Raw genomic sequence first — 25,661 nt, 5'->3', positions numbered from 1 at the left:
GCGCGCCGCGCGTCGGCTCGATGTCGAGTCCGTCCGAGTGAAGGATGACGTTTCCATGACTCCTCGCACCACACGATCCCTCCACAAGAGGGTCGTCGGAATCATCGCCACCGTGGCCGCCACGGTGGCTTTGTCATTGGCGGGTACCTCCGCGGCCACCGCCGCCGACCGGGTGACCTACACAGACTCCGTCCCGTCGTGGGCCACCGCCGCGAACGACGCCGGCGCCGCACCCGCCGACACGACGGTGGAAGGTGAGATCTACCTCCCGCTGCGCGACCAGAAGGGCGCGGAAGCGCTCGCGAAGCAGGTCTCGAACCCGGCGATCGCCGGCTACCGCAAGGCGCTCGCGCCGGCTCAGTGGATCGGGCGCTTCTCGCCGACGCAGGCCGACTCCGACGCCGTGGTCAGCTTCCTGACGACGGCGGGACTCACCATCACCGCCGTGCCCGCCAGCCGTCAGTACGTGGTGTTCCGCGGGACGCCCGATCAGATCGGGTCGATCTTCGGCACCTCCCTTCGCTCGTTCAACTACGCCGGCCGCCAACTGATCGCGCCCGCGACGGCGCCGTCCCTGCCCGCGTCGATCGGCACGAAGGTGTCGGGCGTCAGCGTCGAGCAGTCGCGGACCCTGACCCGGCCGGACTCGATCCAGCAGGGCGACCTCGGATCATCCGGTGAGCCGCAGCTCTCGCGCAAGGTCGCCGCGGCTCCGGTGGTCGACACTCCCTGCTCTCACTACTTCGGTGAGAACACGGTGACGGTCCCCGCCGCCTACAACGGCCAGACGAAGTACAGCACCTACAACTGCGGCTACACGCCGCAGCAGTTGCGCAGTGCCTACGGTCTGAGCGACCTCAGCAAGCGTGGCGTGAACGGCACCGGTCAGACGGTCGCCATCATCGACGCATACGCCAGCCCCAGCATCGTGAAGGACGTCAACTCGTACTCCGCGCAGAACGGCGAGCCGGGTCTGACCAACTCCTCGTACCAGCAGCTGGTGCCGAAGCCGGCCGACTTCACCGACCAGGAGCTGTGCCAGTACCCCAGCGGTTGGCAGGGTGAGCAGACGCTCGACGTCGAGTCCGTGCACGCGATCGCACCGGGAGCGCGCATCCTCTACGTGGGTGGCACGAACTGCGGCGGCGGTCTGGACGTGGCGATGTCCAAGATCCTCGACAACAAGCTCGCGACCATCGTGAGCAACAGCTACGGCAACGTCGGCGAAGCGGTCCCGGCCGACGTGATCCAGGGTGAGGTCAACCTCCAGCTGCAGGCTGCGGGTGAAGGCATCGGCCTCTACTTCTCGAGCGGTGACAACGGCGACGAGGTCGCGAACCTCGGCTACGCGTCACCCGACTTCCCGGCCTCCTCGCCGTGGGTCACCTCGGTGGGCGGCACGAGCATGGCGATCGACAAGAACGGCAAGATCGCCTTCGAGACCGGCTGGGGCGACACCGTCGACCAGATCGTGAAGAACGCCGACGGCTCCCTGAGCTACGCGGAGCCGCTGCCGGGCAGCCGGTTCGTCGGAGGCGCGGGAGGCGGCACGAGCGCCGTGTTCGCGCAGCCGGACTACCAGCGCGGCATCGTCCCGGCTGCTCTGGCCGCGGGCAAGCGCGTCTCGCCGGACGTCTCGGCCCTGGCCGACCCGTACACCGGCTTCCTGATCGGCATCCGGCCCATCGTCGACGACGACACGCTCGCGGTCGGCGACTACATCAACGAGACGTATGGCGGCACCTCGCTCGCCTCGCCGATCGTGGCCGCGCAGATCGCGATCGTCCAGCAGTCGACGCACACGACGATCGGGTTCGCGAACCCGACGCTGTACGCCGTCAAGCGCGTGCTGCCGGGGAGCTTCCGCGACGTGCTGCCGCAGAACCCGACCCAGGCCGTCGCATACACGAGCAAGACCAGCGGCAACAGCTACCTGGTGTCGTTCGATCAGGACACCACGCTGAAGACGGCCAAGGGCTACGACCCCGTGACCGGCCTCGGCGACGTGTCGTTCTCGTTGCTCAGCCTGGTGGCGCAGGGCCGGCACTAGTCGGCGCCTGAACGACCGGACCGGCCGCCCCATTCCCCCGGGGGCGGCCGGTCCCTCCATGCCCGCCACCCGTTACCCTGGTGGCGTGACCGTCACCATCCGTCCCGCCCGCACAGGCGACGCCGCCGCGCTCGCCTCCGTCGCCGCCGTGACCTTCCCGCTCGCCTGCCCGCCCCACACCACGGAGGAGGCGAAGGCGCACTTCATCGCGACCGTGCTCTCACCGGAGCGGTTCGCGGAGTACGTCACCGACCCCTCCCGTCGCGTGCTGATCGCGGAGGACGAGACCGGGGAGGCGATCGGCTACACGATGGTCATCGTGGGGGAGCCTGCCGACGAGGACGTGCGCCGCGCCATCCGGGTGCGCCCGACCGCCGAGCTGAGCAAGTGCTACGTGCTGCCCGGCCACCACGGCGAGGGCGTCGCCGGCCGCCTGATGGTCGCGAGCGTCAGCGCGGCTGCGGACGCCGGGGCCGAAGGGATGTGGCTGGGCGTCAACGAGGAGAACGCGCGTGCCCAGCGCTTCTACGGCAAGCACGGCTTCGAGCACGTGGGGTCGAAGCGGTTCCTGGTCGGCGAGCGGTGGGAGGACGACTGGGTGATGGAGCGCAGCCCGATCTCCTGACCACGCCGTTCGGAGCTCCTACCCCTCGGCGATCTTGAGCACGACCTTGCCGCGGGTGTGGCCGCTCTCCACGGCCCGGTGCGCGTCCGCGATCTGCTCGAGTGCGTAGATCTGGTCGACATGGACGCGGACGTTCCCGGCCTCCAGCAGGCGCGAGATCACCCCGAGGGTGCTGCCGTCCGGGGCGACCCGGTAGCGGGTGCCGCGTACGCCGGCTGCGGCGATCTCGTCCTCGAAGCCGGGCCAGCTCCCGGTCGGCGCGTTGATGATCAGGCCGCCGGGACGCAGGACGCTCAGGGAGCGCGATCCGGTGTCGTCGTGCACGTTCCCGATCAGGTCGATCACGACATCCACCTCTTCCACCGCATCCTCGAACCGGGTGGTGGTGTAGTCGACCACCTCGGCGGCGCCCAGCGATCGCAGCCACGCGGCGTGGGAGCCCGAGGCCGTCGCGATCACGTGCGCGCCGAAGTAGGAGGCGAACTGCACGGCGAAGTGACCGACTCCTCCGCTGCCCGCGTGGATGAGCATCCGCTGGCCCTCGTGCGCCTTGGCGACCTCCACGACCATGCCCCACGCGGTGAGCGCGGCGAGCGGGGCGGCGGCGGCCTCGATGTGGGAGAGGGTGGAGGGTTTGCGCACCACGCTGAGGCTCGGCACCGAGATGTACTCGGCGTAGCTTCCCCCGAACCGCGGCACCATCACCATCCCGAAGACCTCGTCGCCGGGGCGGAGGGGATGGGCGCTGTACGGTGACTCGACGACCACGCCGCTGAAGTCGTGGCCGAGCACGGCGGGGAAGGAGTGGATGGCGTCGAACACCCCGCGGCCGGCGCGCGTCTTCGCGTCGAGGGGGTTCACGCCGGCGGCCACCACCTTCACCAGGAACTCCGCGTTGACACGGTCGGGGGAGATCGTGTCGCCGATCCGCAGGGACTCCGGCCCACCCGCCGCATCCAGGAGTGCGGCCCGCATGGTCTTCGGCATTCGTCGTCCCCTCGTCGGTCGCCCTCCACTGACGCGATCAGGCTGAACCCAGTCAATCCCGGGATTGCGTCACCGGTGTTACGCCGGGGTCACCGCATGTGAACACTCTGTTTCGGATACCCCCAGGACGTTTCCAGGAGGGGTCGCGTTAGGATGCTTCGACCCGGACCCGAGGAGCCAGCGTGCAGCGATTCCTGCGCATCGTGCGCCAGCCCTTCGCGGTGCCTCCGCTCGCCCGCGGGTGGGAGCGCGCCGTGCCCATCCTGCTCGCCATCGGCACCGTCGCGGTGCTCGGCGGGCTCACGATCATCTGGGCCGCCCGGCTCACGGTCGACCGCCCGGTGTACGTGAGCGAGCTGGGCGCGGAGGGCGCCCCGACGGCGGGGATGTTCCGGGTCGCGCTGCTGCTGGTCGCCGCGGGCGGCTTCTCGATCGCTCTCGCGAGCGGGCACGTGCGCTCCCGCATCCGGCCGCTCGACCGCTGGGTGCCGGCCCTCAGCCTCGGTTTCGCGGCGCTCTGCTTCGTGGTGGCCTCGCAGGTGACGTGCACGGCGAACTGCCCGGTGCCGATCGCCGATCCGCGCTCGACGGCGCAGGATCTGACCCACACCGTCTCCGCCGTGCTCGGCTTCGTCGCCGCCTGCTACGCGATGCTGCAGGTGGCGTTCGCGGCGCGGCTGCCGCGGGTCGCGCGGTTCTCACTCGCCAGCTGCGTCGCCGTCGCCGTCATCACGATCGTCGGGGGGATGCTCGCGATCGTGCACGTCGCCACGGACGTGGGCGCCTGGCTGGAGTTGATCGGCACCACGGTGGCGATCGCGTGGATCGCAGTATTCGCGCTCGCGCTCAGTAGAGGGTCGCGACCGGCGCGGGAACAGGTGCAGGCGTAGGAGGAGGAGCGGGTGCGCTGGCCGGCACCGCCGTCGCCTGACGGAGCAGCTCGATCAGGTCGCCCGCGAGCCCGACGAGTTTGGCGATCTCCGCGTCATCGCGGTCGACCCAGCGGCACTCGGGCTCGTCGTGCAGCGGCACGAAACCGTCGTGCTGCTCCCAGACGAACAGGGTGCGCTCGGCGCCGAGCACGTACTGCTGCCACCAGATCTGGCGCAGGTAGCTGCGCGGGATGCTGCGGAACGGCTTGTTCGTCGTCTTGATCTCGCAGAGCTCGATCCGCTCGTCGGAGCGCACGGCGAGTCCGTCGGGCGTCGCAAGATGACGGCGATCCCGCTCGGCGTGGAAGAGGGCGTCCGAGGGCTGGATGCCGTGGGTCGCCGCAACCCAGGCCGCGATCTCCGGCTCCCGCACCCGGCCGTGCTGCGTGTACGAGTTGCCCGAGAATCCGGTGCCGTGCAATTTGTCGTAGACGGCTGCACGCAGGGAGCGCGGTGTCGAGAGCTTGGCGACGTCGGTCGCGGTGATGCCGCGGCTGCGGGCGCGCAGCCAGCCGACGCGGTCGCTGGAGCGCGCCACGACGCGGGCGAGGTGCCCGATCTGATCCGGGACGGCCGGGATCACGGGGACGGGAGCGGGTGCGGCGGCCCTCACCGGGCCGAGGTCTGCCAGCACGCCCGGCCGGTAGAGGTCGGCGGATCGGGTGTGGGCGGGGTCGAGCACCCCTCCATTGTGCCTCGCTCCGGCGACGCCCGCTGTCAGCCCACGCCCGCTGCGCCGAGCTGGCGACGGGCTTCGTCGATCGTGGCGAGCGTCGAGACGGCCTCGTCGAGGGAGTGGAGCGGCGACTCGGTGCGGCCTTCTGCCACGTAGCGGGCGAGCGCTGCACCCTCGTACGACATCCCCTGCCGGTGCGGGCGCCCGTACGGGTCGCGCCAGTGCGCGGCGAGGGACCCGTCGGCGCGGTGCACCCGCAGGCCGCTCGGTCCCCAGAACGGCGCATCCGTCTCAATGCGACCGGACGACCCGCTGATCGTGGCGAGCGACGGCGTGCCGGCCCGCAGCCCGGTGCTGAGCAGCGCCTGCGCTCCCGAGACCGTGCTGAGCACGAGGGCGACCTGCTCGTCCACGCCGGTGGGGGCGAGGGATCCGCTGGCGATGATGCCCGCCGGCGAGCCGAGCGCGAAGGACGCCCACGAGACGACGTACACGCCGAGGTCGAGGAGGGCGCCGCCGGCCAGGTCCGGGTTCCAGAGCCGGCTCGTCGGGTCGTAAGCGGCGTTCCCGCCGAAGTCGGCCGTCACGACCCGCACCTCGCCGAGGGCGCCGTCGTCGAGCAGCTGGCGGGCGATGTCGGTCTGCGGCAGGTAGCGCGTCCACATCGCCTCCATCGCGAACACCCCCGCCTCCCGCGCCGCGGTGACGATGCGGCGCGCCTGATCGGCGGTCGCTGCCATCGGCTTCTCGATCAGGACGTGCTTGCCCGCCGCGATGGCGAGCAGCGCGTGCTCGAGGTGCTCGCTGTGCGGTGTCGAAACGTAGACGACGTCGACACCGGGGTCTCCGACCAGAGCCTCGTAGGAGCCGTGCGCCCGCTCGACGCCGTGCTCGGCGGCGAACGCGGAGGCGCGCTCGGCGGAGCGCGACCCGCAGGCGACGACCCGCTGCGCCGTGTGGGCGTGGAGCGCCTTCGTGAAGTCGGCGGCGATCACGCCCGGCCCCAGGACGCCCCAGCGCAGCGGCGGTGCGTCGGCGGGATCGGGATGCCGTGGTGCGGGGAGGGAGGAGAGCACGTCCGTCATGTGCCCAGTCTGCCGTGCCTCCCCGCCGCGCGGTGAAGGGAGGAGATCCGGCGTCCTCGCGCGCCGACCTCCTCCCTTGCCCGCCATTTCCGGGTCGATCCCGAAAATCTCCTCCCTTTCCGGCCATGCGGCGAAGGGAGGAGATTCAGGGACGTGCGTCGGCGGGTCGCAGGCAACGGAGGAAATCAGCGCCATGATAGGCAGCGAGTTCCTCCGTTGGCGACGGAAGCCGGAGGATCGCCCTCCGGATCGCGGCCCTCTGCCTAGACCGGCTCGGGGTTGGAGACGGCGGGGGCGACGCGGGCGCCGGCCACGGGGGCCGCCCACTGCACACCGTTGGCGAGCACGCGGCGCACCTGCGGGTGGAAGTAGACCGGGTACTCCTGGTCGCCGGGGGAGAAGTAGAAGATCTTGCCGCGGCCGCGGGTGAACGTCACCCCCGAGCGGAACACCTCCCCGCCGGTGAACGAGCTGATGAAGACGAGGTCGTCGGGCGTCGGGATGTCGAAGAACTCCCCGTACATCTCCTGCGCCTCGATCACGATCGGCTGCTCGACCCCGGCGGCGATGGGATGCGTCGGGTTCACGTTCCAGACCAGCTCCCGCTCGCCGCCCTCGGGGTTGCGCCAGCGCAGGGAGCAGGTGGTGCCGAGCATCCGGATGAAGATCTTCGAGAAGTGGCCTGAGTGGAGGACGATGAGGCCCATCCCGCCGAGCACGTGCTCGCGCACCCGCTCCACGACCTCGTCGGCGACCTGGTCGTGGGCGATGTGGCCCCACCAGAGCAGCACGTCGGTCTCGGCGAGCACGGCCTCGCTCAGGCCGTGCTCGGGGTCGGCGAGGGTCGCCGTGCGCACGACGACCTCCTCGCCGAGCAGGTCGCGGAGGCCCTCGGCGATCGCGCCGTGGATGCCCTCCGGGTAGATCGCGGCGATCGCGGGCTGGGTCGTCTCGTGGACGCCCTCGTTCCAGACAGTGACGCGCAATGCGGCCATGGTTCAGGCTCCCTTCGTGGCGACGCTGGTGTCGGCGGTGGTGTCGTCGACGCTGGTGTCGTCGGCGCCGACGGTGGCCGGCTGCAGCCGCACCTCGGCTCCGCGTTCGGCGGACGCGTAGGCGGCGTCGATCACCCGCGCGCGGTCCAGGGCGAGGGAGCCGTCCCACTGCGACCAGTTCGCCTCGTCGGCGACGTGCTCGAGGAACGTCTCCACGACGGCGAGGTGGCCACGGCCCGCGTCGGCGGCGACGCGGACGTCCGCCGTCTCCTCTCCGTCGCCGGTGAAGATGGTCAGCTCGCCGGCGGGGGCGTAGTCGACGACCCGCAGGTCGGCGCCGCCCTCGGTGCCGTACAGCGTGATGCCGAACTCGTCGCCGGCGGGCCGGTACGCGGCCCAGCTCGTCTCGATGACGATGGAGCCGCCGCCCTCCAGGCGGAGCAGCACGCTCGCGAGGTCCTCGACCTCGTAGGCGGAGCCGACCAGCTGCTTGTCCGACGTCGCGCCGCCGCGACCGCGGACGCCGAGCTCGGAGTGGGTGACGGCCGAGACGGCGACGACCTGCGGCTCGCCGAAGAGGTGGAGCGCGTAGTCGAGCACGTGCACGCCGATGTCGATCAGGGGTCCGCCGCCGGCCATCTCGCGGTTGGTGAACCAGCTGCCGAGCGCGGGGATGCCGGCCCGGCGCAGCCAGATGGCGCGCGCGTGGTACGGGCGGCCGATCTGACCGGCGTCGATGGCCGCTTTGAGGGCCTCGATGTCGCCGCGGCGACGGTGGTTGAACGCGACCTCGAGCACGCGGCCCGAGCGATGCGCGGCGTCGACCATGGCCTGCGCTTCGGCAGCGCTGCGGGCGATCGGCTTCTCGCTGAGCACGTGGATGCCCGCGTCGAGCGCCCCGACGGTGATCGGGGCGTGCAGGAAGGTGGGCACGGCCACGCTCACGACGTCGAGGTCGCCGTCGGCGACGAGGTCCTTCCAGTCGGCGTAGCGGCGCTCGACGCCGTACTTCTCGCCGAGGGCGGCGCGAGGTTCGTCCTCCATCCCGGCGATGGCGACGAGCTCGACGCCGGGAAGGGTGGCATAGGCCTCCATGTGCTGCTGACCGGCCCAGCCCAGGCCGATCACGCCGGCGCGCAGGGGTCGACCGGCAGCGGCGCCGGAGGAGAGGGATTCGGTGGTCACGAGAGTCCTTTCAGAGGTGGGGTGGAGCGGGATCGAATCGATTCGATGGTCGATGCGGGTGGACGGGGTGATGGAGGGGGTCAGCGCGAGAGCGCGCGCACCGCCCCCGAGCCGGGATCGAGCACGTGCTGGATCACCATGATCGCGGCACCGATCACACCGCCGGTCTCGCCGGAGCGCGACTCGGTGATGGTGAGGTGCTGGGTGGCCAGCGGCGTCGACCGCTGGTAGACGACCTCCCGCACCCCGGCGAGCAGCTGCTCGCCGACCCGGGAGAGACCGCCGCCGACGATGACCATCGACGGGTTGAGGAGGTTGACGCAGGTCGCCACGACCTCGCCGAGATCGCGTCCGGCCTGGCGGATGGCCGCCTGCACGATCGGATTGCCGGTGCGTGCGAGGTCGACGACGTCGTCGGTGGTCTCGGCGGGGATGCCTGCAGCGGTGAGCGCCCGCGCGATCGCCGGTCCGCTGGCGAGGGCCTCGAGGTCCGCATCCTGCGCGCCGTGGCTCGGGGTGCCCTCGCCGAACGGCACGCGTACATGGCCCAGGTCGCCGGCGGAGCCCTGCGCACCGCGCTGGAGCCGGCCGCCGCTGATCAGGCCGGCGCCGATGCCGGTCGCGACCTTCACGAACAGCAGGTCGGTCTGCTCCGGCCAGACGCGGGCGTGCTCGCCGAGGGCGAGGAGATTGACGTCGTTGTCGACGAGCACAGGCACGTCGAACACGCGACGGACGTAGGCGGGCACGTCGAAGCGGTCCCAGCCCGGCATGATCGGCGGGTTCACCGGGAGTCCGGTCGAGTGCTCCACCGGGCCGGGCACACCGATCCCGATGCCGACCAGGTCGCCGAGCGGGCGGCCGCTCTCCCGGTAGAGGCGCTGCGCGCTCTCGAGCGCCCAGTCGAGCACGGACTCCGGGCCGTCGGCGATGCGGATGCGCTGGGACTCGCGGGCGAGGATGTCGCCGGCGAGATCGGCCAGCGCCACCACGGCGTGCGTCGCACCCAGATCGATCGCGATCACGACGCGCGACGACGGGTTGAAGCGCACCCGCGCGGGCGGGCGGCCTCCGGTCGACACATCGTCGCCCGCGGGTGCGATCAGTCCGGAGGCGGTGAGCGAATCGATGCGCACCGCCACGGTCGAGCGGGCGAGACCGGTGAGCTCGGCGAGCTGGGCGCGCGTGCGTGGGACGCCGTCGCGCAGGATCGCCAGCAGGTCGGCGGCGTCCGTCGCGACCAGGCCCGTCTCGCGCGCGGTGTCGGTCATGCGGTCATTGAACCACACCGGTCGCCCTCCATCCAAAGATCGCGCGGCATCCGTCGACTTTTGATTGACATCCGACAGAAGTCTCGGTTGAATGGAGTCATCGCCATCCGGCGGCCATCCATCCGCACCACCACTCGACGAGGAGTCCTGTGTCGACGTCAAAACTCTCCGTGCAGCTCTACACGGTCCGCGAACTGCTGACCGAGGACACGGCCGGCACCCTGCGCCGCATCGCCGACATCGGCTTCACCCAGGTCGAGCCGTTCGCCTTCCTCGAGTTCGGTGACGCCCTCCGCGACGGCCTCGCCGAGGCGGGGCTCGCCGCTCCCACCACCCACCAGGGTTTCATCGGCGGGGATCTGGATCGGGTCTTCAGCGCTGCGCAGGCCCTCGGCATCCAGACGGTCATCGACCCGTTCGTCGCTCCGGAGCGCTGGCAGACCGCCTCCGACGTCGCCGCGATCGCCGACCAGCTCAACGAGGCGGCCGAGGTCGCCGCCCGCTACGGCGTCCGCGTCGGATACCACAACCACGCGCACGAGATCGAGAGCACCATCGAGGGCACGACCGCCCTCCAGTTCTTCGCGGGCAAGCTGGCCCCGGAGGTCGTGCTCGAGGTCGACACCTACTGGGTGACCGTTGGTGGACACGACCCGCGCACCCTCCTCCCCGCTCTCGGCGACCGCGTCGTCGCCCTCCACATCAAGGACGGCCCCGGCAGCACGGAGACGAAGGACCAGGTCGCCGTCGGCCAGGGCTCGCTCCCGATCGCCGAGATCATCGCCGCCGCCCCGAACGCCCTGCGCGTCGTGGAGCTGGACGACTCGCGCGGCGACCGCTTCCAGGCCGTCGCCGACAGCTTCGCCTTCCTCACCGCCGAGGGCCTCGCGTGAGCGCCGGGCGCGTGGGCGTCGGCGTCATCGGCGCCGGTGTGATCAGCAACGAGTACCTGGGCAACCTCACCTCGTTCCCCGACCTCGAGGTGCGCTTCGTCGCCGACATCGACCAGGAGCGCGCTCGCGCGCAGGCCGACAAGTACGGCGTGCCGGGCTCGGGCTCGGTGGAGGAGCTGCTGGAGGACGACGGCATCGAGATCGTCGTCAACCTCACCATCCCCAAGGTGCACGTCGAGGTGGCGCTGCAAGCGCTCGCCGCGGGCAAGCACGTGTGGAGCGAGAAGCCGTTCTCGCTCGACCGCGCGACCGGGCAGGAGCTGCTCGACACCGCGAACGCACGCGGGCTGCGCGTGGCCACCGCGCCCGACACCTTCCTCGGGGCCGGCATCCAGTCCGCGCGGCGTCTGCTCGAGAGCGGCCGCATCGGCGCCCCGCTCACCGCACTCACGCTGATGCAGTCGCCCGGCCCGGAGTCGTGGCACCCCAACCCCGACTTCCTGTTCCAGGAGGGCGCAGGCCCACTGTTCGACATCGGCCCGTACTACCTCACTGCGCTGGTGCAGCTCTTCGGCCCGGTCGCCCGCGTGGCCGCCGTGGCGTCGAAGTCGCGCGAGACCCGCGTGATCGGCTCGGGCCCGCGCGCGGGCGAGGAGTTCGCCGTGACGGTGCCCACGCACGTCAGCGCTCTCTACCAGTTCGAGAGCGGGCAGACCGCCCAGGCGATCTTCAGCTTCGACTCGAAGCTCGGCCGCACGCTCTTCGAGGTCGCCGGTGTCGACGGCACCGTCGAGGTCCCGGACCCGAACACCTTCACCGGCGAGCTGCGCATCCACGGCGCCGACGGCGAGGAGACGGTCGCCTCGACCGGTTCGACGTCCTCCCGTGGCACCGGCGTCGTCGAACTGGCCCGCGCCATCCGCGCCGGCGTCCCCGAGCGCGCCTCGGGTGAGCAGGCGTTCCATGTGCTCGACGTGATGGTCGCGACCATCGAGGCCGGGGAGTCCGGCGTTCCGGTGGAGGTCGCGAGCACCGTGCAGGTGGCGCCCGCCCTCCCCGAGGACTGGGACCCGCGAGCGGCGACGCTGGCGTAGCCGGCTCGGAGACGTGAGGACGTGACTGTGGGAGATGCGACGAACGGCGGCCTGACCCGCCGCGACGAGAGCCGGGCGGGCGAACGCCTCCGGGTCGCCATCGTGGGCGGCGGCTTCATGGCCGAGGTCCACACTCGGGCCGCACGCGCAGCCCGGGCCGAGCTGGCCGGGATCGTGTCGTCGACGGCCGAGAAGTCGGCCGCGGCGGCGGACCGCCTGGGCGTCGCCCGCGCGTACGGCTCGCTCGACGAGCTGCTCGCGGACGACAGCATCGACGTGGTGCACGTCACCACGCCGAACGCCCTGCACGCGAAGCAGGCCGGGGCGGTGCTCGCCGCGGGCAAGCACGTCATCTGCGAGAAGCCGCTGGCCACGACGACCGCGGACGCGGAGGAGCTGGTGCGGGCGGCCGAGGGGCGCGTCGCCACGGTGCCGTTCATCTACCGCTTCCACCCGATGGTGCGGGAGGCGCGTCACCGCTTCGCCTCGGGAGAGGCCGGTCGGGTACTCAGCATCAACGCCTCCTACCTGCAGGACTGGCTGCTGGGCTCGGGCGACGACAATTGGCGCGTCGATTCGGCGCAGGGTGGACGGTCCCGCGCTTTCGCCGACATCGGCTCGCACCTCGTCGACCTGGTCGAGTTCGTGTCGGGGGACCGGGTATCCCGCGTCTCCGCGACGAAGAAGACCGTGTTCGCCGAGCGGGCGTCGCACTCCGCGATCACCACGGAGGACGCCGTCGCGGTGGTCGTCGAGACCGTGGGCGGTGCGCTCGGCACCCTCCTCGTGTCGCAGGTCGCACCCGGCCGCAAGAACAAGCTCTGGCTCGAGATCGCCGGTACCGCCGAGAGCGTGGCCTTCGACCAGGAGCAGCCCGAGACGCTGTGGGTCGGCCGCCGGGCGGGCAGCCTCCTCATCCCGCGCGACGGCGACCAGCTGAGCGCGGACGCCGCCCGGCTGTGCGTGGTCCCCTCGGGTCACCCGCAGGGCTACCAGGACGCGTTCAACGCGTTCATCGCCGACAGCTACGCGGCGGTCGCGGGGGAGAGCCCCGACGGCCTGCCGCGCTTCACCGACGGCCTGCGGGCCGTGCGGATCACCGACGCCGTGCTCGACTCCGCCGAGGCGGGCACCTGGATCGAATTGGGAACGGAACGATGACGGATCAGAACGAGTCGGGGCGCACTCACCCGGTCACCCTCTTCACCGGCCAGTGGGCCGACCTCACGCTGGAGGAGGTGGCGAAGCTCGCGAGCGGGTGGGGCTACGACGGCCTCGAGATCGCCGCGTCGGGGGAGCACCTCGACGTCTGGCGTGCCGCCGAGGACGACGCGTACTTGCAGGGGCGCCTCGACATCCTGGACACGTACGGACTCAAGGTGTGGGCCATCTCCAACCACCTCAAGGGCCAGGCCGTCTGCGACGACCCGATCGACTTCCGCCACCAGGCGATCGTCGGCTCGAAGGTCTGGGGCGACGGGGATCCGGAGGGCGTCCGCCAGCGTGCCGCCGAGGAGCTGAAGCTCACCGCGAAGGTCGCCCGCAAGCTCGGCGTCGACACGGTCGTCGGCTTCACCGGGTCGAAGATCTGGCCGTACGTCGCCCAGTTCCCGCCGGTCCCCGCCTCCGTCATCGACGCCGGGTATCAGGACTTCGCCGACCGCTGGAACCCCATCCTCGACGTGTTCGACGGCGAGGGCGTGCGGTTCGCCCACGAGGTGCACCCGTCCGAGATCGCCTACGACTACTGGTCGAGCGTCCGCTCGCTGGAGGCCATCGAGCACCGCGAGGCGTTCGGCTTCAACTGGGACCCGTCGCACATGATGTGGCAGGACATCGACCCGGTCGGCTTCATCGTCGACTTCAAGGACCGCATCTACCACGTGGACTGCAAGGACACCCGGCTGCGTCCGCGCAACGGCCGCGCCGGCGTGCTCGGCTCGCACCTGCCGTGGGGCGACCCGCGCCGCGGCTGGGACTTCGTCTCCACCGGGCACGGCGACGTGCCCTGGGAGGACTCCTTCCGCGCGCTCGAGTCGATCGGCTACACCGGCCCCATCTCGATCGAGTGGGAGGACGCCGGCATGGACCGTCTGCACGGCGCGAAGGAGGCCGTCGGCTACATCCGCTCCCTGCTCTGGAAGCAGCCGACCGCCTCGTTCGACGCCGCGTTCAGCAACCAGGACTGAGCCGGCCCCGGCCGGGCTGTCACCCCGGATGGCTAGGCTCGACCCGTGAGTACGGAGAGCATCATCCGGGGTGAGGACTGGTACGGGCGCGACCTCGACGGGGTGGAGTTCACGGACGTCGAGTTCGTGGACGTCGACATGACGGAGCTGCGCTCCTCGGGCGCGACCTTCACCCGGTGCACGTTCCGGTCGGTGCGGTTCAACGTGAGCGAGCACACCGACTCGGCGTTCGTGAACTGCACCTTCCAAGGGTGCAACTTCTTCGACACGACCTTCCGGCGCTGCAAGCTGACCGGCAGCACCTTCCACGCGTGCGACTTCGCGCTGCTCAAAGTGGAGGGCGGCAACTGGGGCTTCACCGGTCTCTCGCGCGCCGAACTGCGGGGCGCGGAGTTCCGCGGGGTGCGCCTCCGGGAAGCCGATCTGGGCGAGGCGCGCTGCGCCGAGTCCCGGTTCGACGGGTGCGACCTCTCGGGAGCGACGCTCACCGGTGCCGACTTCACCGCCGCCTCCCTCGTCGGCAGCGACCTCACCGGGGTCGACCCGGCCGACGTGCTCCTTCGGGGCGCCACGATCGACGAACGCCAGGCCGTCGTGCTCGCCGAGGCCCTCGGGATGTTCGTCGTCCCGACTCCCACCGCCCGGTGATTTGCACCAAATGTCGACTCTGCGACGCGCAGAGTCGACATTTGGTCCAAATCTGAGGGGGTCAGGCGGCCTCTTTGACCTGGCCGTGCTTGATGTGGAGGCGGCGCTGGGCGCGCTTCGCGACCGCGCTGTCGTGCGTCACGATGACGAGGGTGAGGCCGCGGTCGCGCCAGAGCCCCTCCAGCAGGTCCATGATCTCGTCGCGGGTCTCCTCGTCCAGGTTGCCGGTCGGCTCGTCCGCGAGCAGCACGTCCGGGTTCTTCACCAGGGCGCGAGCGATCGCGACGCGCTGCTGCTGACCGCCGGAGAGCTCGGACGGCAGGTGGGTGCCGCGGTCGCCGAGTCCGACGGACGCGAGCGCCTCCGCGGCCCGCCGCTTGCGCTCCTCCGCGCTCACCTTCAGCGGGGCGAGCGCGGTCTCCACGTTCTCCTGCGCCGTCAGCGTCGGGATGAGGTTGAAGCCCTGGAAGACGAAGCCGATCTCGTTCGCGCGGATGCCCGTGAGCTTGCCGTCGCCGAGCTTCGACAGGCTCGACGTGCCCAGCTCGACCGATCCGGTGGTGGGGCGGTCGAGGGCGCCGAGCATCTGCAGCAGCGTCGACTTGCCGCCGCCGGTGGGGCCCTGGATGGCGACGAGCTGGCCGTCCGGGATCTCGAGGGTGACGTCCTTGAGGGCGACGACCTCGCGCTTGGACTGGGTGTACTTCTTGGTGACGTTCGTGAGGGTGTACACGGTTGCTCCTTGAGGCGGTGGGGTCAGGCGACCGAACGGAGGGCGGCGGCCGGGCGGAGGCGCGAGGCGCGCCAGCCGCCGATCGCACCGGCGATCAGGCCGCCGAGGACGGCGAGCCCGACGGCGCCGAGGATGATCCACAGGGTGATGGGCGCGTGGAGGGCGATCTCGCTGGTGGAGGCTGCGGCCTGACGTGCGCCGGAGAAGCCTCCGCCTGCGCCGCCGAAGCCGCCTCCCGCACCGCCGAAGCCGCCTCCCGGCGCATTGGTCGCCGCCGTGCCGACGGCTCCTGCACCGCGTCCCGCGGCGTCGGCGAAGCCGGAGCGGGTGTTGACGCTGCCGGTCAGGGTCGGCGAGACGAGGTTCACGATCAGCACGCCGAGGAGTCCGACGGCGACGCCGATGATGCCGCCGATGACGCCCTGCACGACCGATTCGCCCGCCACCTGGCCGACGATGCGGCCGTTGGACCAGCCGATCGCCTTGAGCGTGCCGAACTCCCGGGTGCGGCGGGTGACGCCGGAGATCGTGAACAGGATGGCGATGAGGAACGCCGCCGCGAGCACGATGAGCGACAGCCAGGTGCCGAGGTTCGCGATCAGGTCGCCGGCGCTGCCGAGCGAGCCGGAGACGTCGGCGGCGAGATCGGCCTCGGTGCTGACGGTCGCGGTCGGGAGCACCTTCGTCAGGTCGGTCTTGATCTGCGAGATGTCGCTGGAGGACGCCGCCGTCACGTAGACGGAGGAGATCTTGGCCGTCTGCCCTGAGAGGGTCTGCGCGACGTCGAGCGGGATGTACGCGTTGGAGGCGGTGGAGGAGTCGGACCCGGTGGCCGCGACCACGCCGATGACGCTGAAGTCCGTGCCGCCGATCGTGACGGTGTCACCGACGGCCTTGCTCGCCGTCTTCGCGTAGGCGGAGTCCAGCACGACGACGTCCTTGCCGGCGTCGGCCTTGGTGAAGGTCCGGCCCGAGGTCAGCGTGACCGATGCGAGCGGGCCGACCGACTTGCCGGCCGGGTCGAGCCCGAGCACGCTGAACGAGTCGACGTTGAACGAGCTGCCGCCTGCGCCGTCCGCGCCCCCGGTCGGAGCGGGGGAGGGAGCGGCCGCGTCGCCGCCGGCCGCCCCGGTGCCGCCGGCCTGCCGCTCCTGGCGCAGCTGCTGGAAGTCGGGGAGCGTGCCGCTGAAGCTGGTGTTGGTGAGGGAGAGCACCGCGGCCGCGGCCGAGACGTTCTGCACCTTCTGCACGGTCGCCAGGGTGGAGTCCGCCATCACGGTGGCCCCGCGTGTGGGCTCGAGCCGGGAGGTGTTGACGCTGCGGCTGCCGCCGGCGTCCGTCCCGGAGTTCGCGCCGAAGTCGAAGCGTCCGCCGCCACCCGCCTGGCCGGTCGCGGTGGGGGCGGTCGCGGGCTCGCTGACGGTGATGTCGGTGCCGACGCCGTAGACGGACTGGAGGACGCTGGCCTGCGCGTCCTTCACTCCGGCGGAGACCGCGTTGACGATGATCACGAGGGCGATCGCGAGGGCCATGCCGATCGCGATGATGATCGTCTGCTTGCGACGATTGAGGAGTTCCCGTCGCAGATATGTGCCGAACATGTGGCTTCCAAACTGGGCTGTGGTCCGATGATGACGGGGGGACGCTAGGTCCGCACCCTTTCGGGCGCTTATGGCGTTCCTATGGTTTCGCTGAAGATGTGAGGGATCGAAGCTCTCAGAGGGCTCATAGGTTTCGCATAGCCAGTGCGAAGACCCCTCTTCATAATGGGAAAGGTGACCATCAACGCCCGCGCCGCCTCCAGCGCCTCCCCCCAGCCCCGTACCCTCCTGCGCCGTGCGGACGGCAGCTCCATCCGCGTGCTCGTCGTCGACGACGAGGCCACGCTGACGGATCTGCTGGCGATGGCGCTGCACTACGAGGACTGGGAGGTGAAGACCGCGGCCAACGGCCAGCAGGCGCTTCAGCTCTCGCGCGAGTTCAAGCCGGACGTCGTGGTGCTCGACATCATGCTTCCCGACATCGACGGGCTGCAGGTGCTCTCCCGGATGCGCGCCGACGGCAACGAGGCGCCCGTGCTCTTCCTCACCGCGAAGGACTCCCTCGACGACCGCATCGCCGGCCTCACCGCCGGTGGTGACGACTACGTGACGAAGCCGTTCAGCCTGGAGGAGCTGGTGGCGCGTCTGCGGGGGCTGCTGCGCCGGTCGCGCGCGGCGGTGGCGGACCAGGACGACCCGGTGCTGATCGTCGGCGACCTCGTGCTGGACGAGGACAGCTACGAGGTGCACCGCGACGGCGAGCCCATCCAGCTCACGGCCACCGAGTTCGAGCTGCTGCGCTTCCTGATGCGCAACCCGCGGCGCGTGCTGAGCAAGGCGCAGATCCTCGACCGGGTGTGGAGCTACGACTTCGGCGGTTCCTCGAGCGTGGTCGAGTTGTACATCTCTTACCTGCGCAAGAAGATCGACGCCGGCCGCCCCGCGATGATCCACACCGTGCGCGGCGCCGGGTACATGGTGAAGGCCGCCCAATGACCGCAGCCCGCACCGCGGGCGCACCGGCATCCGGCGGCGGGACCAGCTGGTTCCGCCGCATCCGCCCTTTCCGCTCGTGGACGCTCCGCAGCCGCGTCGTGCTCGTCGTCGTGGCGATGCTCGCGGTGCTCGGCGCCGTGATCGGGACGGTCAGCGTGCTGTCGCTGCAGAGCTATCTCGTCGGACGGCTGGATTCACAGCTGACCTCGTCGCTCAATCGGGGCCAGCAGCGGGCGAACTCGCTGTTCGGCGAGGGCCCGACCGGTCCCAACGTGACCCAGGTGGTGGCGGCTCCCGGACAGCAGACGGAGACCTTCGGCGTCGTCCGCAGCGGTCAGAACCTCCTCTACCCGGTCATCCTGGCCGATCGCCCACCGGAGGGGACCCCTGACCAGTCCGCGGCCCCGCAGAGCGTGGCCATCAACCGCGCGGTCCTGCTGAAGCTCCCGGCCGACGGGACGCCGCGGACGATCACGCTCGGCCCGACCGTCGGCGACTACCGCGTCGCTGCCGTCCCTCTCGACAACGGCGACAGCGTCATCATCGGGCTGCCTCTCGCCCCGGTGAACGCGACCGTCGCTCAGCTCACGCTGGTCATCGTGCTCGTGACGCTCGCCGGCCTGATCTTCGCGTTCCTCCTGGCGAGCTTCATCGTGCGGCTCGCGATGAAGCCGCTGGAGCGCGTGACCGGCACGGCCGAGCAGGTGGCGAACATGCCCCTCGACCGCGGCGACGTCGCCCTCTCGGTCCGCGTGCCGGAGTCCGACACCGACCCGCACACCGAGGTGGGCAAGGTGGGCTCTGCGCTGAACCGGATGCTCGGCCACGTCGCCTCCGCACTGACCGCGCGTCAGGCGAGCGAGCAGAAGGTGCGCCAGTTCGTCGCCGACGCGAGCCACGAGCTCCGCACCCCGCTCGCCTCCATCCGCGGCTACGCCGAGCTCACCCGCCGCGCCCCGCACGAGCTGCCGGCGGACGTGACGCGCTCGCTCGGCCGCATCGAGTCGGAGGCCACGCGCATGACCTCACTGGTCGAGGACCTGCTCCTGCTCGCGCGGCTCGACGAGGGGCGAGAACTCGACCAGGACCCGGTCGACCTCTCCCTGCTGCTCATCGACGCCCTCAGCGACGCGCACGCGGCCGGCCCCGATCACCGCTGGCGGATCCTCGTGCCCGAGGAGCCGGTGGAGGTCGTGGGTGACGCCCCGCGCCTGCACCAGGTCGTGACGAACCTCCTCGCGAACGCGCGGGTGCACACCCCCGAGGGCACCGTCGTGACGGCGGCGCTCGCCGTCGACCGCGAGGCCGGCCGAGCGATCGTCACGGTGGAGGACAACGGTCCCGGCATCCCCGACGAACTGCAGTCGACGCTGTTCGAACGGTTCGCCCGCGGTGACAGCTCCCGCAACCGGGCGACCGGGTCCACCGGTCTCGGCCTGGCGATCGTGCAGGCCGTGGTGGAGGCGCACGGCGGAGACGTGTCGGTGCGCAGCGAGCCCGGCGATACGGTCTTCACGGTGAGCCTGCCGCTCGTGGAGGGCGACGGCTCGTCCGCCGAGCCCGTGGCGATGCTCGAGCCGGACGACGTCGAATCGGACGAGATCGAGGTCGACGCTGACGAAGGCGACGCTGTCGAAGACGACGCCGTGGAGACCGCGCCGAGAACGGAACGGGAGTGACCCGCCCGGCGACGATCGCCGCGACGCCCTACGGTCCGCCCTCGGCGCCGCCCCTGGTGTTCCTCCGCGGCCTGCCCGCCGTCCCGCACGCACCGCACGGGATCGACGCGTTCACCGAGCGCCTGTCGCTCCGTGGGACCGACGGGCACCGCGTCTACGCGCTGGGTCGTCCCGACACGCTGGCCGGCGCCGTGACCATGCCCGAGATCGCAGACTTCTACGCGAGCACGCTCCGGCGTCGTTTCGGTGCGCCGGTCCCGATGGTCGCGACCTCCACCGGCGCGAGCATCGCCCTCCAGCTGGCCGTCGATCATCCCGACCTCGTGAGCGCCCTCGTCATCGTCTCGGGGGCGGGCCGGCTCGGTGACGAAGGGCGCTTGTTGCAGCGGCGCTACGCCGACCAGGTGGAGGCGGGGGACCGTCGCGCCGACGCCGAACTGGCACTGGCGACCCTCGACTTCCTGGGCGCCGGGCCGATGCTGCGGGCGGTGGCGCCGTTCCTGACGTCCCCGGAGGACGTCGGGACGCTCGTCCCGCTCGTCCGCGCCGAGGACGGCTTCGACATCGTCGACCGGGCAGACCGGATCACCGCGCCCACCCTCTTCCACAGCGGCGACCACGACGCCTTCTATCCGCACGAGGTGGTGCGCGCCACCGCCGACCGCATCCCCGACTCCCGTGTCGTCGTCCACCGCGGCTGCGCTCACGGGGAGGTCGTGCTGCGGCCGGGCTACGGCGCCTCGGTCCGCGGGTTCCTGCGCCGCCACCGCTGACCGCGATTTGCGCCGGGACGCCCCATCACGTACCCTTGACGAAGCCAAAGACCGCTGGTCCCCGTGTCCGCACGGAGAGAAGATCCACTCAGGTGGGCGCCCGCGCAGGTGTATGAAGCAAGACTCGCAGGTTCCTGCGTCCTCCAGCTCCGTGCCTCTGCGCCGGAGCTTTTTTCTTTGCCCGCGGTCGAGGCGCACGCCGCTCCCGCGGTGTGCGACGAAGAAGATTGAGAGGTAGGCCATGGCGAACAAGGAAGCCACGGTTGCCGAGCTCGAGAACCTGTTCACGAGCTCGACCGCCGTTCTGCTGACCGAGTACCGCGGTCTCACTGTCGCTCAGCTCAAGCAGCTGCGCACGTCGATCAGTGAGCACGCGACGTACGCCGTGGTGAAGAACACGCTGACCAAGATCGCAGCGAACAAGGCCGGAATCTCGTCGTTCGACGACGAGCTCGCCGGTCCGTCCGCGATCGCATTCGTGCACGGCGACCCGGTCGCCGTCGCGAAGGCACTGCGTGACTTCACCAAGGCGAACCCTCTGCTGGTGGTCAAGGGCGGTTACTTCGACGGTAACCCGCTCACCGCCGAAGAGGTAGGCAAGCTCGCCGACCTCGAGTCCCGTGAGGTTCTGCTGGCCAAGCTGGCCGGCGCCTTCAAGGCCTCGCTGTTCGGAGCCGCATATCTGTTCAACGCACCGCTGTCGCAGGCCGTTCGCACGGTCGACGCGCTGCGTGAGAAGCAGGAGTCCGCTGCGTAAGGTCCCTCGAGGACCAGGCCCCCGGGCCCCGCAAGCGGTGAGTAACCACACACACTAAGGAGAAAATCATGGCAAAGCTGTCGACTGACGAGCTGCTCGACGCGTTCAAGGAGCTCACGCTCATCGAGCTGAGCGAGTTCGTGAAGAAGTTCGAGGAGACCTTCGAGGTCACCGCCGCCGCCCCCGTCGCCGTTGCTGCGGCCGGCGCCGGCGCTGCTGCCCCCGCCGAAGAGGTCGAGGAGAAGGACTCCTTCGACGTCGTCCTCGAGGCGGCCGGTGACAAGAAGATCCAGGTCATCAAGGAGGTGCGCGCCCTCACCAGCCTCGGCCTCGGTGAGGCGAAGGCTCTCGTCGACGGTGCGCCCAGCACCGTTCTCGAGGGTGCCAACAAGGAGACCGCTGAGAAGGCGAAGGCCCAGCTCGAAGAGGCTGGCGCCACCATCACCCTGAAGTAGTCGACGCCCCATCGGGGCTCTTCTACACGCAGGTTGACGCTGCTCGACGCGGACTCCTCTCACGAGAGTGTCCGCGTTGTGGAGGGCGTCGCCCCCGCTGCGGGGCGACGCCCTCCGTGCGTTTAACGACGCGCGGACGCGGACGCTCATCCACATCGGAGCGTCCGATCGCGCCTGCCTGCGTGTGTCGGTGTGCAAGGACGCACAATCGGAAGAAGAACAACGATGAGTACATCGCTGTGGCGCAGCTGCGCCGCATACCTCCGCGGCTTCGGGGCCGCACTCCTGCACGGTGAGGACCGCGACAACGGTTGCCACCCGCCGGATCTCTGCCGCAGGACCCTCCTGTACGACCGGTACCTGCGGTAACCCGAACCACCTGAGACGCCCTCGGCGCCGGATCCGTCCGGTGCCGGGGGCGTCCGTGTGTGCGGTCTAGAGGGCTCCGATGAGGCTTCATAGGATGGAGCGCATGGGGAGATTCCGCGCACTCGCGCTCGTCGTCGTCGGGGTCGTCACGGCCGGATTGGCGGGGGCGGTGATCGCGGCGCCCGCGTCGGCGGCGCCCAACGCCGAGCTGGTCCTCACCGCCACACCTGACACCCCTGCGGAGCTGACGGCCGGCACGACGATCGTGTTCACGTACGCGGTGACGAACACTGGCGACGCGGCGTTCTCCGGACTCGACGTCACCACGGTCGAGATCTCCGGGACGGGCACCCTGTCGCCCGCGACGTGCGTCGGCCTGCCGCTGGACCCGGGGGCGTCCACCACCTGCACAGCCGACTACACCGTCACCCAACGTGACGTGGATGCCGGGGGGATCGTGCACCGCGCGTTCGTCACCGCCACCGGCAACCCGGGCGAGACGATCGACACCCCCACCGAGGAACTGGTCCTCGACACCGTGCGGGACCCGGGGCTCTCGCTCGCGAAGTCGGTCACCCCGGCCTCCGGGCCGGTCGCTTCCGGCGCTGTCGTGACCTACTCGTACACGATCACGAACACCGGCACGGTGACCGTCACCGCGCTGGCCGTCGTCGAGGGCGCGTTCACCGGGACGGGCACGCTCGGCGCGATCTCGTGCCCCGGCACCACGCTCCTGCCGGGCGAGGCACTGACCTGCACGGCTCCGTACACGCTCACGGCGGCCGATATCGCTCGCGGCACTCTCAGCAACACGGCCACGGCAACGGGCGGGACCCCCGAAGAGACGGTCGTGACTTCTGCCGCGTCCACTGCGACGCGGACCCTGGCAGCCGTCGTCGTCACCCCGACGCCGCAGCCGACGGCCTCTCCGTCGCCGATCGACCCCGCTGTGCTGGCGGACACCGGCTCCACCACCGCACTCGGCGGGCTCATCGCGGCCGCTCTGCTCATCGGTGGTGCCGCCCTCGTCCTGATGCGACGCGTTCGGAGGGTCTGACATCGAGACGACCGAACCCGGCGACCGCGACGCCACCCGCGTCGCCTACGACGCCGTGGCGCAGGACTACGCCGATCTGCTGCGCGACGACCTGCGCGGCAATACGTTCGACCGGGCGGTGCTCGGTATCTTCGCCGAGCAGGTGATCGACGGCGGCGGCGGACCGGTCGCCGATCTCGGCTGCGGTCCCGGACGCATCACAGGTCATCTCGCGGGGCTCGGCCTCGACGTCTGGGGGATCGATCTCTCGCCCGGGATGGTGGAGGTCGCGCGGCGCGAGCATCCCGGCATCCCGTTCTCCGTCGGCTCGATGCTCGACCTGCCGTTCGGGGAGGCAGAGCTGGCGGGCGCGCTCGCCTGGTACTCGATCATCCACATCCCGCAAGACGAGCAGGACGCCCTCTTCCGGGAGTTCGCGCGCGTCGTCCGGCCCGGCGGCCGGCTGGTGCTGGCGTTCCAGGTCAGCACGGCGGGGGACGAGGATGTGGTGCACCTGACGCACGCGTACGGCCACGACATCGACCTGCGGACGCGACGCCAGTCGCCGGAGCGGGTGCGCGGCCGACTCATCGCGGCGGGCTTCGCCCTCACGGGCGAGGTGCTGCGCGAGCCGGTCGCTCCGGAGAAGACGCGGCAGGCGTATCTTCTTGCTCGGCGAACGCGGTGACCCGGCGCCGCACCAGGTACCAGCCGCCGATCAGCAGCGGGACGACGATCACGACGGCGGCGCCGACGGTGAACGTCCCCGTGGGGTAGTCGAGCAGGATGAGCACCCCCACCGTGGCGAGGAAGGCGAGGGCGACGTAGCCGGACCACGGTGACCAGGGCATCCGGAACGACGGCCGCACCTCCTCGCCGCGTCGCGAGCGGCGGTACAGGGTCAGCTGGCACAGCACGATGACGCTCCAGGCGGTCAGCAGGCCGACCGAGGTGAGGTTGATGCCGATCTCGAACGCCTGCTCCGGCAGGAGCACGTTCAGGACGATGCCGAGCAGCGCGACCGTGCCGGTGATGACGATGCCGCCGTAGGGGACGCCCGAGCGGTTCATCCGCGCGGCGAAGGCGGGGGCCGCACCGCGCAGGGCCAGCGACCGCGCGATCCGGCCCGTGGAGTAGAAGCCGGCGTTCAGCGAGGACAGGGCTGCCGTCAGCACGACGAGGTTCATCACCACGTCGGCGCCCTGCACCCCGATCGAGGCGAAGAACGTCACGAACGGGCTCTCGTCGGCGGAGTAGGCGCTCGACGGGAGCAGGAGGGCGAGCAGCAGCACCGAGCCGACGTAGAAGAGGGCGATGCGCAGGATGACGGAGTTGATCGCGCGGGGCATGGTCCGCTCCGGGTCGGCGGTCTCGCCCGCCGCCGTGCCGACCAGCTCGATCGCGCCGTAGGCGAAGACCACGCCCTGGACGACCAGGATGAGCGGGACGACCCCGTGCGGGAACATCCCGCCGCTCTCGGCCAGGAGGGCGAAGCCGGGAGTGTGGCCGGCGACCGGGGTCCCGAGCACCACGAACAGCGTCCCTATGATGAGGAAGAGCACGAGCGCGGCCACCTTGATGAGCGCGAACCAGAACTCGAGCTCGCCGAACACCTTCACCGAGAGCAGGTTGAGGCCGAACACCAGCAGCAGGGCGCAGAGCGCCCAGACCCACTGCGGCACCTCGGCGAAAAACGGGAGGTACGCGCCGAAGAACCGGAGATAGAGGGCGACGGCCGTCGCGTCGACGACGCCGATCATCGCCCAATACATCCAGTACATCCACCCGGTGACGAAGCCGGCCTTCTCGCCCAGGAACTCGCGCGCGTAGCTGACGAACGAACCCGAGTCGGGGCGGCGCAGCACGAGCTCGCCGAGCGCGCGGAGGATCAGGAAGGCGGCGAGACCGCAGACGGCGTAGGCGATGACGAGGGACGGGCCGGCCGAGGCGAGCCGTCCGCCCGCGCCGAGGAAGAGCCCGGTGCCGATCGCGCCGCCGATGGCGATCATCTGGATGTGCCGCGGCTTCAGCTCGCGGTGGTAGCCGCCGGAGCCCGCGGTTCCGGGCCGGTCGGGAGGAGTGCTTCGTCGCATCCTCCGATTCAAGCATCCCGGATGCTGTATATCACTAGCGTGCAATGGATGCATTCGCTTGATTTATATAGGCCAGCTATATAAAATGGAGGACATGTCCGAGAACCGCACCGAAGAACTGAGGAGCACGCTGGGCGACCTGGTCGTCGCCAGCCATCGACTCACCCGCCTCGCCGCCCGGGTCACCGGGAGCACCGAGTCGCCGGCCATCTGGCGCACGCTGAGCGTGCTGCAGACCTCCGGCCCGCTGCGCCTCGGCGAGCTCGCTTCGCACAGCCGGGTCTCGCAGCCGACCATGACCAAGCTCGTCCGCACGCTGGTCGAGTCCGAGTGGGTCAAGCGCATCGCCGACACCGACGACGCCCGCGCGTGGCAGATCGCCCTCACGACGAAGGGCGCGGACGCGCTCCAGTCGTGGCGCGACGAGCTCTCCGCCGCCCTCGTCCCGATGTTCGCCGACCTCAGCGAGGACGAGCTCGCGGCCATGCGCTGCACGGTCGAGGTCATCGCCTCCCGCGTCGACCTCTCGACGGCGACCTCCGCCGCCCTCGCCGGCGCGCGCTGAGCGCGCCCCCGTTCACACCCCTCCCGCACCACCG

Annotated in this window: 26 protein-coding genes; 17 read left to right on the top strand and 9 right to left on the bottom strand. The window is 70.8% G+C overall.

Annotation, left to right across the window (positions count from 1 at the left end; translation table 11 throughout):
* Window positions 1–55 precede the first annotated feature (55 nt).
* Together HNR14_RS04470 and HNR14_RS04465 are read left to right on the top strand one after the other, a co-directional pair.
* Complete coding sequence (locus tag HNR14_RS04470; RefSeq protein ID WP_218874970.1) at window positions 56–2,050, top strand: S53 family peptidase; 1,995 nt, start codon at window positions 56–58, stop codon at window positions 2,048–2,050.
* A gap of 85 nt (window positions 2,051–2,135) precedes the next feature.
* Window positions 2,136–2,675: a GNAT family N-acetyltransferase gene (locus tag HNR14_RS04465; protein ID WP_179700054.1), complete on the top strand. Its 540-nt coding sequence runs from the start codon at window positions 2,136–2,138 to the stop codon at window positions 2,673–2,675.
* A gap of 18 nt (window positions 2,676–2,693) precedes the next feature.
* Here the strand turns inward: HNR14_RS04465 and HNR14_RS04460 are convergent, their stop codons facing one another.
* Window positions 2,694–3,662: an NADP-dependent oxidoreductase gene (locus HNR14_RS04460; RefSeq protein ID WP_179700053.1), complete on the bottom strand. Its 969-nt coding sequence runs from the start codon at window positions 3,660–3,662 to the stop codon at window positions 2,694–2,696.
* 182 nt (window positions 3,663–3,844) lie between these two features.
* Between HNR14_RS04460 and HNR14_RS04455 the strand changes: the two genes are divergently transcribed.
* Entirely contained in the window at window positions 3,845–4,552 is a 708-nt protein-coding gene (locus HNR14_RS04455; protein WP_179700052.1) for a DUF998 domain-containing protein, read from the top strand.
* Here HNR14_RS04455 and HNR14_RS04450 read toward each other — a convergent pair.
* From HNR14_RS04450 to HNR14_RS04430, 5 genes are all read right to left on the bottom strand, one after another.
* On the bottom strand, window positions 4,509–5,276 hold the full coding sequence (locus tag HNR14_RS04450; protein WP_425485022.1) for a YqaJ viral recombinase family protein: 768 nt from the start codon (window positions 5,274–5,276) through the stop codon (window positions 4,509–4,511). The two genes, HNR14_RS04455 and HNR14_RS04450, sit on opposite strands and share 44 nt — an antisense overlap.
* A 35-nt stretch (window positions 5,277–5,311) precedes the next feature.
* Window positions 5,312–6,355 carry a Gfo/Idh/MocA family protein gene (locus HNR14_RS04445; protein WP_179700051.1) on the bottom strand — a complete coding sequence of 348 codons (1,044 nt, stop codon included), beginning with the start codon at window positions 6,353–6,355 and terminating at the stop codon, window positions 5,312–5,314.
* 263 nt (window positions 6,356–6,618) lie between these two features.
* The gene (locus HNR14_RS04440; protein WP_179700050.1) at window positions 6,619–7,350 is read right to left on the bottom strand and encodes a ThuA domain-containing protein; all 732 of its coding nucleotides are present in this window, start codon (window positions 7,348–7,350) and stop codon (window positions 6,619–6,621) included.
* 3 nt (window positions 7,351–7,353) lie between these two features.
* Window positions 7,354–8,445, bottom strand: a complete 1,092-nt coding sequence (locus HNR14_RS04435) for a Gfo/Idh/MocA family protein (RefSeq protein WP_179702532.1) — start codon at window positions 8,443–8,445, stop codon at window positions 7,354–7,356.
* Window positions 8,446–8,615: 170 nt separating this feature from the next.
* Window positions 8,616–9,806, bottom strand: coding sequence for an ROK family transcriptional regulator (locus HNR14_RS04430; protein ID WP_179700049.1), 1,191 nt, complete (start codon window positions 9,804–9,806; stop codon window positions 8,616–8,618).
* 149 nt (window positions 9,807–9,955) lie between these two features.
* Here HNR14_RS04430 and HNR14_RS04425 point away from each other — a divergent pair, with 149 nt between their 5' ends.
* From HNR14_RS04425 to HNR14_RS04405, 5 genes are read left to right on the top strand one after another with little or no spacing between them, the layout of a single operon-like run.
* On the top strand, window positions 9,956–10,699 hold the full coding sequence (locus tag HNR14_RS04425) for a sugar phosphate isomerase/epimerase family protein (protein WP_425485021.1): 744 nt from the start codon (window positions 9,956–9,958) through the stop codon (window positions 10,697–10,699).
* Entirely contained in the window at window positions 10,696–11,793 is a 1,098-nt protein-coding gene (locus HNR14_RS04420) for a Gfo/Idh/MocA family oxidoreductase (protein ID WP_179700048.1), read from the top strand. Before HNR14_RS04425 ends, HNR14_RS04420 begins: the two co-directional genes overlap by 4 nt.
* Before the next feature lie 27 nt (window positions 11,794–11,820).
* On the top strand, window positions 11,821–12,954 hold the full coding sequence (locus tag HNR14_RS04415; protein WP_338092039.1) for a Gfo/Idh/MocA family protein: 1,134 nt from the start codon (window positions 11,821–11,823) through the stop codon (window positions 12,952–12,954).
* On the top strand, window positions 12,951–13,982 hold the full coding sequence (locus HNR14_RS04410; protein ID WP_179700046.1) for a sugar phosphate isomerase/epimerase family protein: 1,032 nt from the start codon (window positions 12,951–12,953) through the stop codon (window positions 13,980–13,982). Before HNR14_RS04415 ends, HNR14_RS04410 begins: the two co-directional genes overlap by 4 nt.
* 45 nt (window positions 13,983–14,027) lie before the next feature.
* Complete coding sequence (locus HNR14_RS04405) at window positions 14,028–14,630, top strand: pentapeptide repeat-containing protein (RefSeq protein ID WP_179700045.1); 603 nt, start codon at window positions 14,028–14,030, stop codon at window positions 14,628–14,630.
* Window positions 14,631–14,691: 61 nt separating this feature from the next.
* On the opposite strand, the gene HNR14_RS04400 is transcribed toward HNR14_RS04405, so the two are convergent.
* Both HNR14_RS04400 and HNR14_RS04395 read right to left on the bottom strand, forming a co-directional pair.
* The gene (locus tag HNR14_RS04400; RefSeq protein ID WP_179700044.1) at window positions 14,692–15,363 is read right to left on the bottom strand and encodes an ATP-binding cassette domain-containing protein; all 672 of its coding nucleotides are present in this window, start codon (window positions 15,361–15,363) and stop codon (window positions 14,692–14,694) included.
* Window positions 15,364–15,386: 23 nt separating this feature from the next.
* The gene (locus tag HNR14_RS04395; RefSeq protein WP_179700043.1) at window positions 15,387–16,964 is read right to left on the bottom strand and encodes an ABC transporter permease; all 1,578 of its coding nucleotides are present in this window, start codon (window positions 16,962–16,964) and stop codon (window positions 15,387–15,389) included.
* Window positions 16,965–17,129: 165 nt separating this feature from the next.
* Between HNR14_RS04395 and HNR14_RS04390 the strand changes: the two genes are divergently transcribed.
* The 8 genes from HNR14_RS04390 (at window position 17,130) to HNR14_RS04355 (ending at window position 23,657) form a co-directional block, all read left to right on the top strand.
* Complete coding sequence (locus HNR14_RS04390; protein ID WP_021760255.1) at window positions 17,130–17,900, top strand: response regulator transcription factor; 771 nt, start codon at window positions 17,130–17,132, stop codon at window positions 17,898–17,900.
* Entirely contained in the window at window positions 17,897–19,579 is a 1,683-nt protein-coding gene (locus HNR14_RS04385) for a sensor histidine kinase (RefSeq protein WP_179700042.1), read from the top strand. The genes HNR14_RS04390 and HNR14_RS04385 overlap by 4 nt, the downstream gene beginning before the upstream one ends.
* A complete protein-coding gene (locus tag HNR14_RS04380; protein ID WP_179700041.1) occupies window positions 19,576–20,352 on the top strand; it encodes an alpha/beta fold hydrolase in 777 nt (258 codons plus the stop codon). Before HNR14_RS04385 ends, HNR14_RS04380 begins: the two co-directional genes overlap by 4 nt.
* 241 nt (window positions 20,353–20,593) lie before the next feature.
* Window positions 20,594–21,109 (top strand): 50S ribosomal protein L10, encoded by a 516-nt coding sequence (gene rplJ / locus HNR14_RS04375; RefSeq protein WP_025158075.1) that lies wholly within the window; start codon window positions 20,594–20,596, stop codon window positions 21,107–21,109.
* Window positions 21,110–21,177: 68 nt separating this feature from the next.
* Window positions 21,178–21,564 (top strand): 50S ribosomal protein L7/L12, encoded by a 387-nt coding sequence (rplL, locus tag HNR14_RS04370; RefSeq protein WP_021760246.1) that lies wholly within the window; start codon window positions 21,178–21,180, stop codon window positions 21,562–21,564.
* 225 nt (window positions 21,565–21,789) lie between these two features.
* Window positions 21,790–21,933 carry a hypothetical protein gene (locus tag HNR14_RS04365; RefSeq protein ID WP_021760242.1) on the top strand — a complete coding sequence of 48 codons (144 nt, stop codon included), beginning with the start codon at window positions 21,790–21,792 and terminating at the stop codon, window positions 21,931–21,933.
* 103 nt (window positions 21,934–22,036) lie between these two features.
* On the top strand, window positions 22,037–22,990 hold the full coding sequence (locus HNR14_RS04360) for a DUF7507 domain-containing protein (RefSeq protein ID WP_179700040.1): 954 nt from the start codon (window positions 22,037–22,039) through the stop codon (window positions 22,988–22,990).
* Window positions 22,991–23,045: 55 nt separating this feature from the next.
* Window positions 23,046–23,657, top strand: a complete 612-nt coding sequence (locus HNR14_RS04355; protein WP_343064413.1) for a class I SAM-dependent DNA methyltransferase — start codon at window positions 23,046–23,048, stop codon at window positions 23,655–23,657.
* Here the strand turns inward: HNR14_RS04355 and HNR14_RS04350 are convergent.
* A complete protein-coding gene (locus tag HNR14_RS04350) occupies window positions 23,578–25,062 on the bottom strand; it encodes an amino acid permease (protein ID WP_179700039.1) in 1,485 nt (494 codons plus the stop codon). The two genes, HNR14_RS04355 and HNR14_RS04350, sit on opposite strands and share 80 nt — an antisense overlap.
* 94 nt (window positions 25,063–25,156) lie before the next feature.
* On the opposite strand from HNR14_RS04350, the gene HNR14_RS04345 reads away from it, so the two are divergent.
* The gene (locus HNR14_RS04345) at window positions 25,157–25,627 is read left to right on the top strand and encodes a MarR family winged helix-turn-helix transcriptional regulator (protein WP_039921464.1); all 471 of its coding nucleotides are present in this window, start codon (window positions 25,157–25,159) and stop codon (window positions 25,625–25,627) included.
* The last annotated feature ends 34 nt before the right edge of the window (window positions 25,628–25,661 follow it).

Origin of the sequence: Leifsonia naganoensis (assembly GCF_013410615.1) — a bacterium.
In the GTDB taxonomy this organism is placed as follows: domain Bacteria; phylum Actinomycetota; class Actinomycetes; order Actinomycetales; family Microbacteriaceae; genus Leifsonia; species Leifsonia aquatica.
Note: the sequence above shows the minus strand (reverse complement) of the source record. Positions and strands in the feature narration are given on the sequence as shown.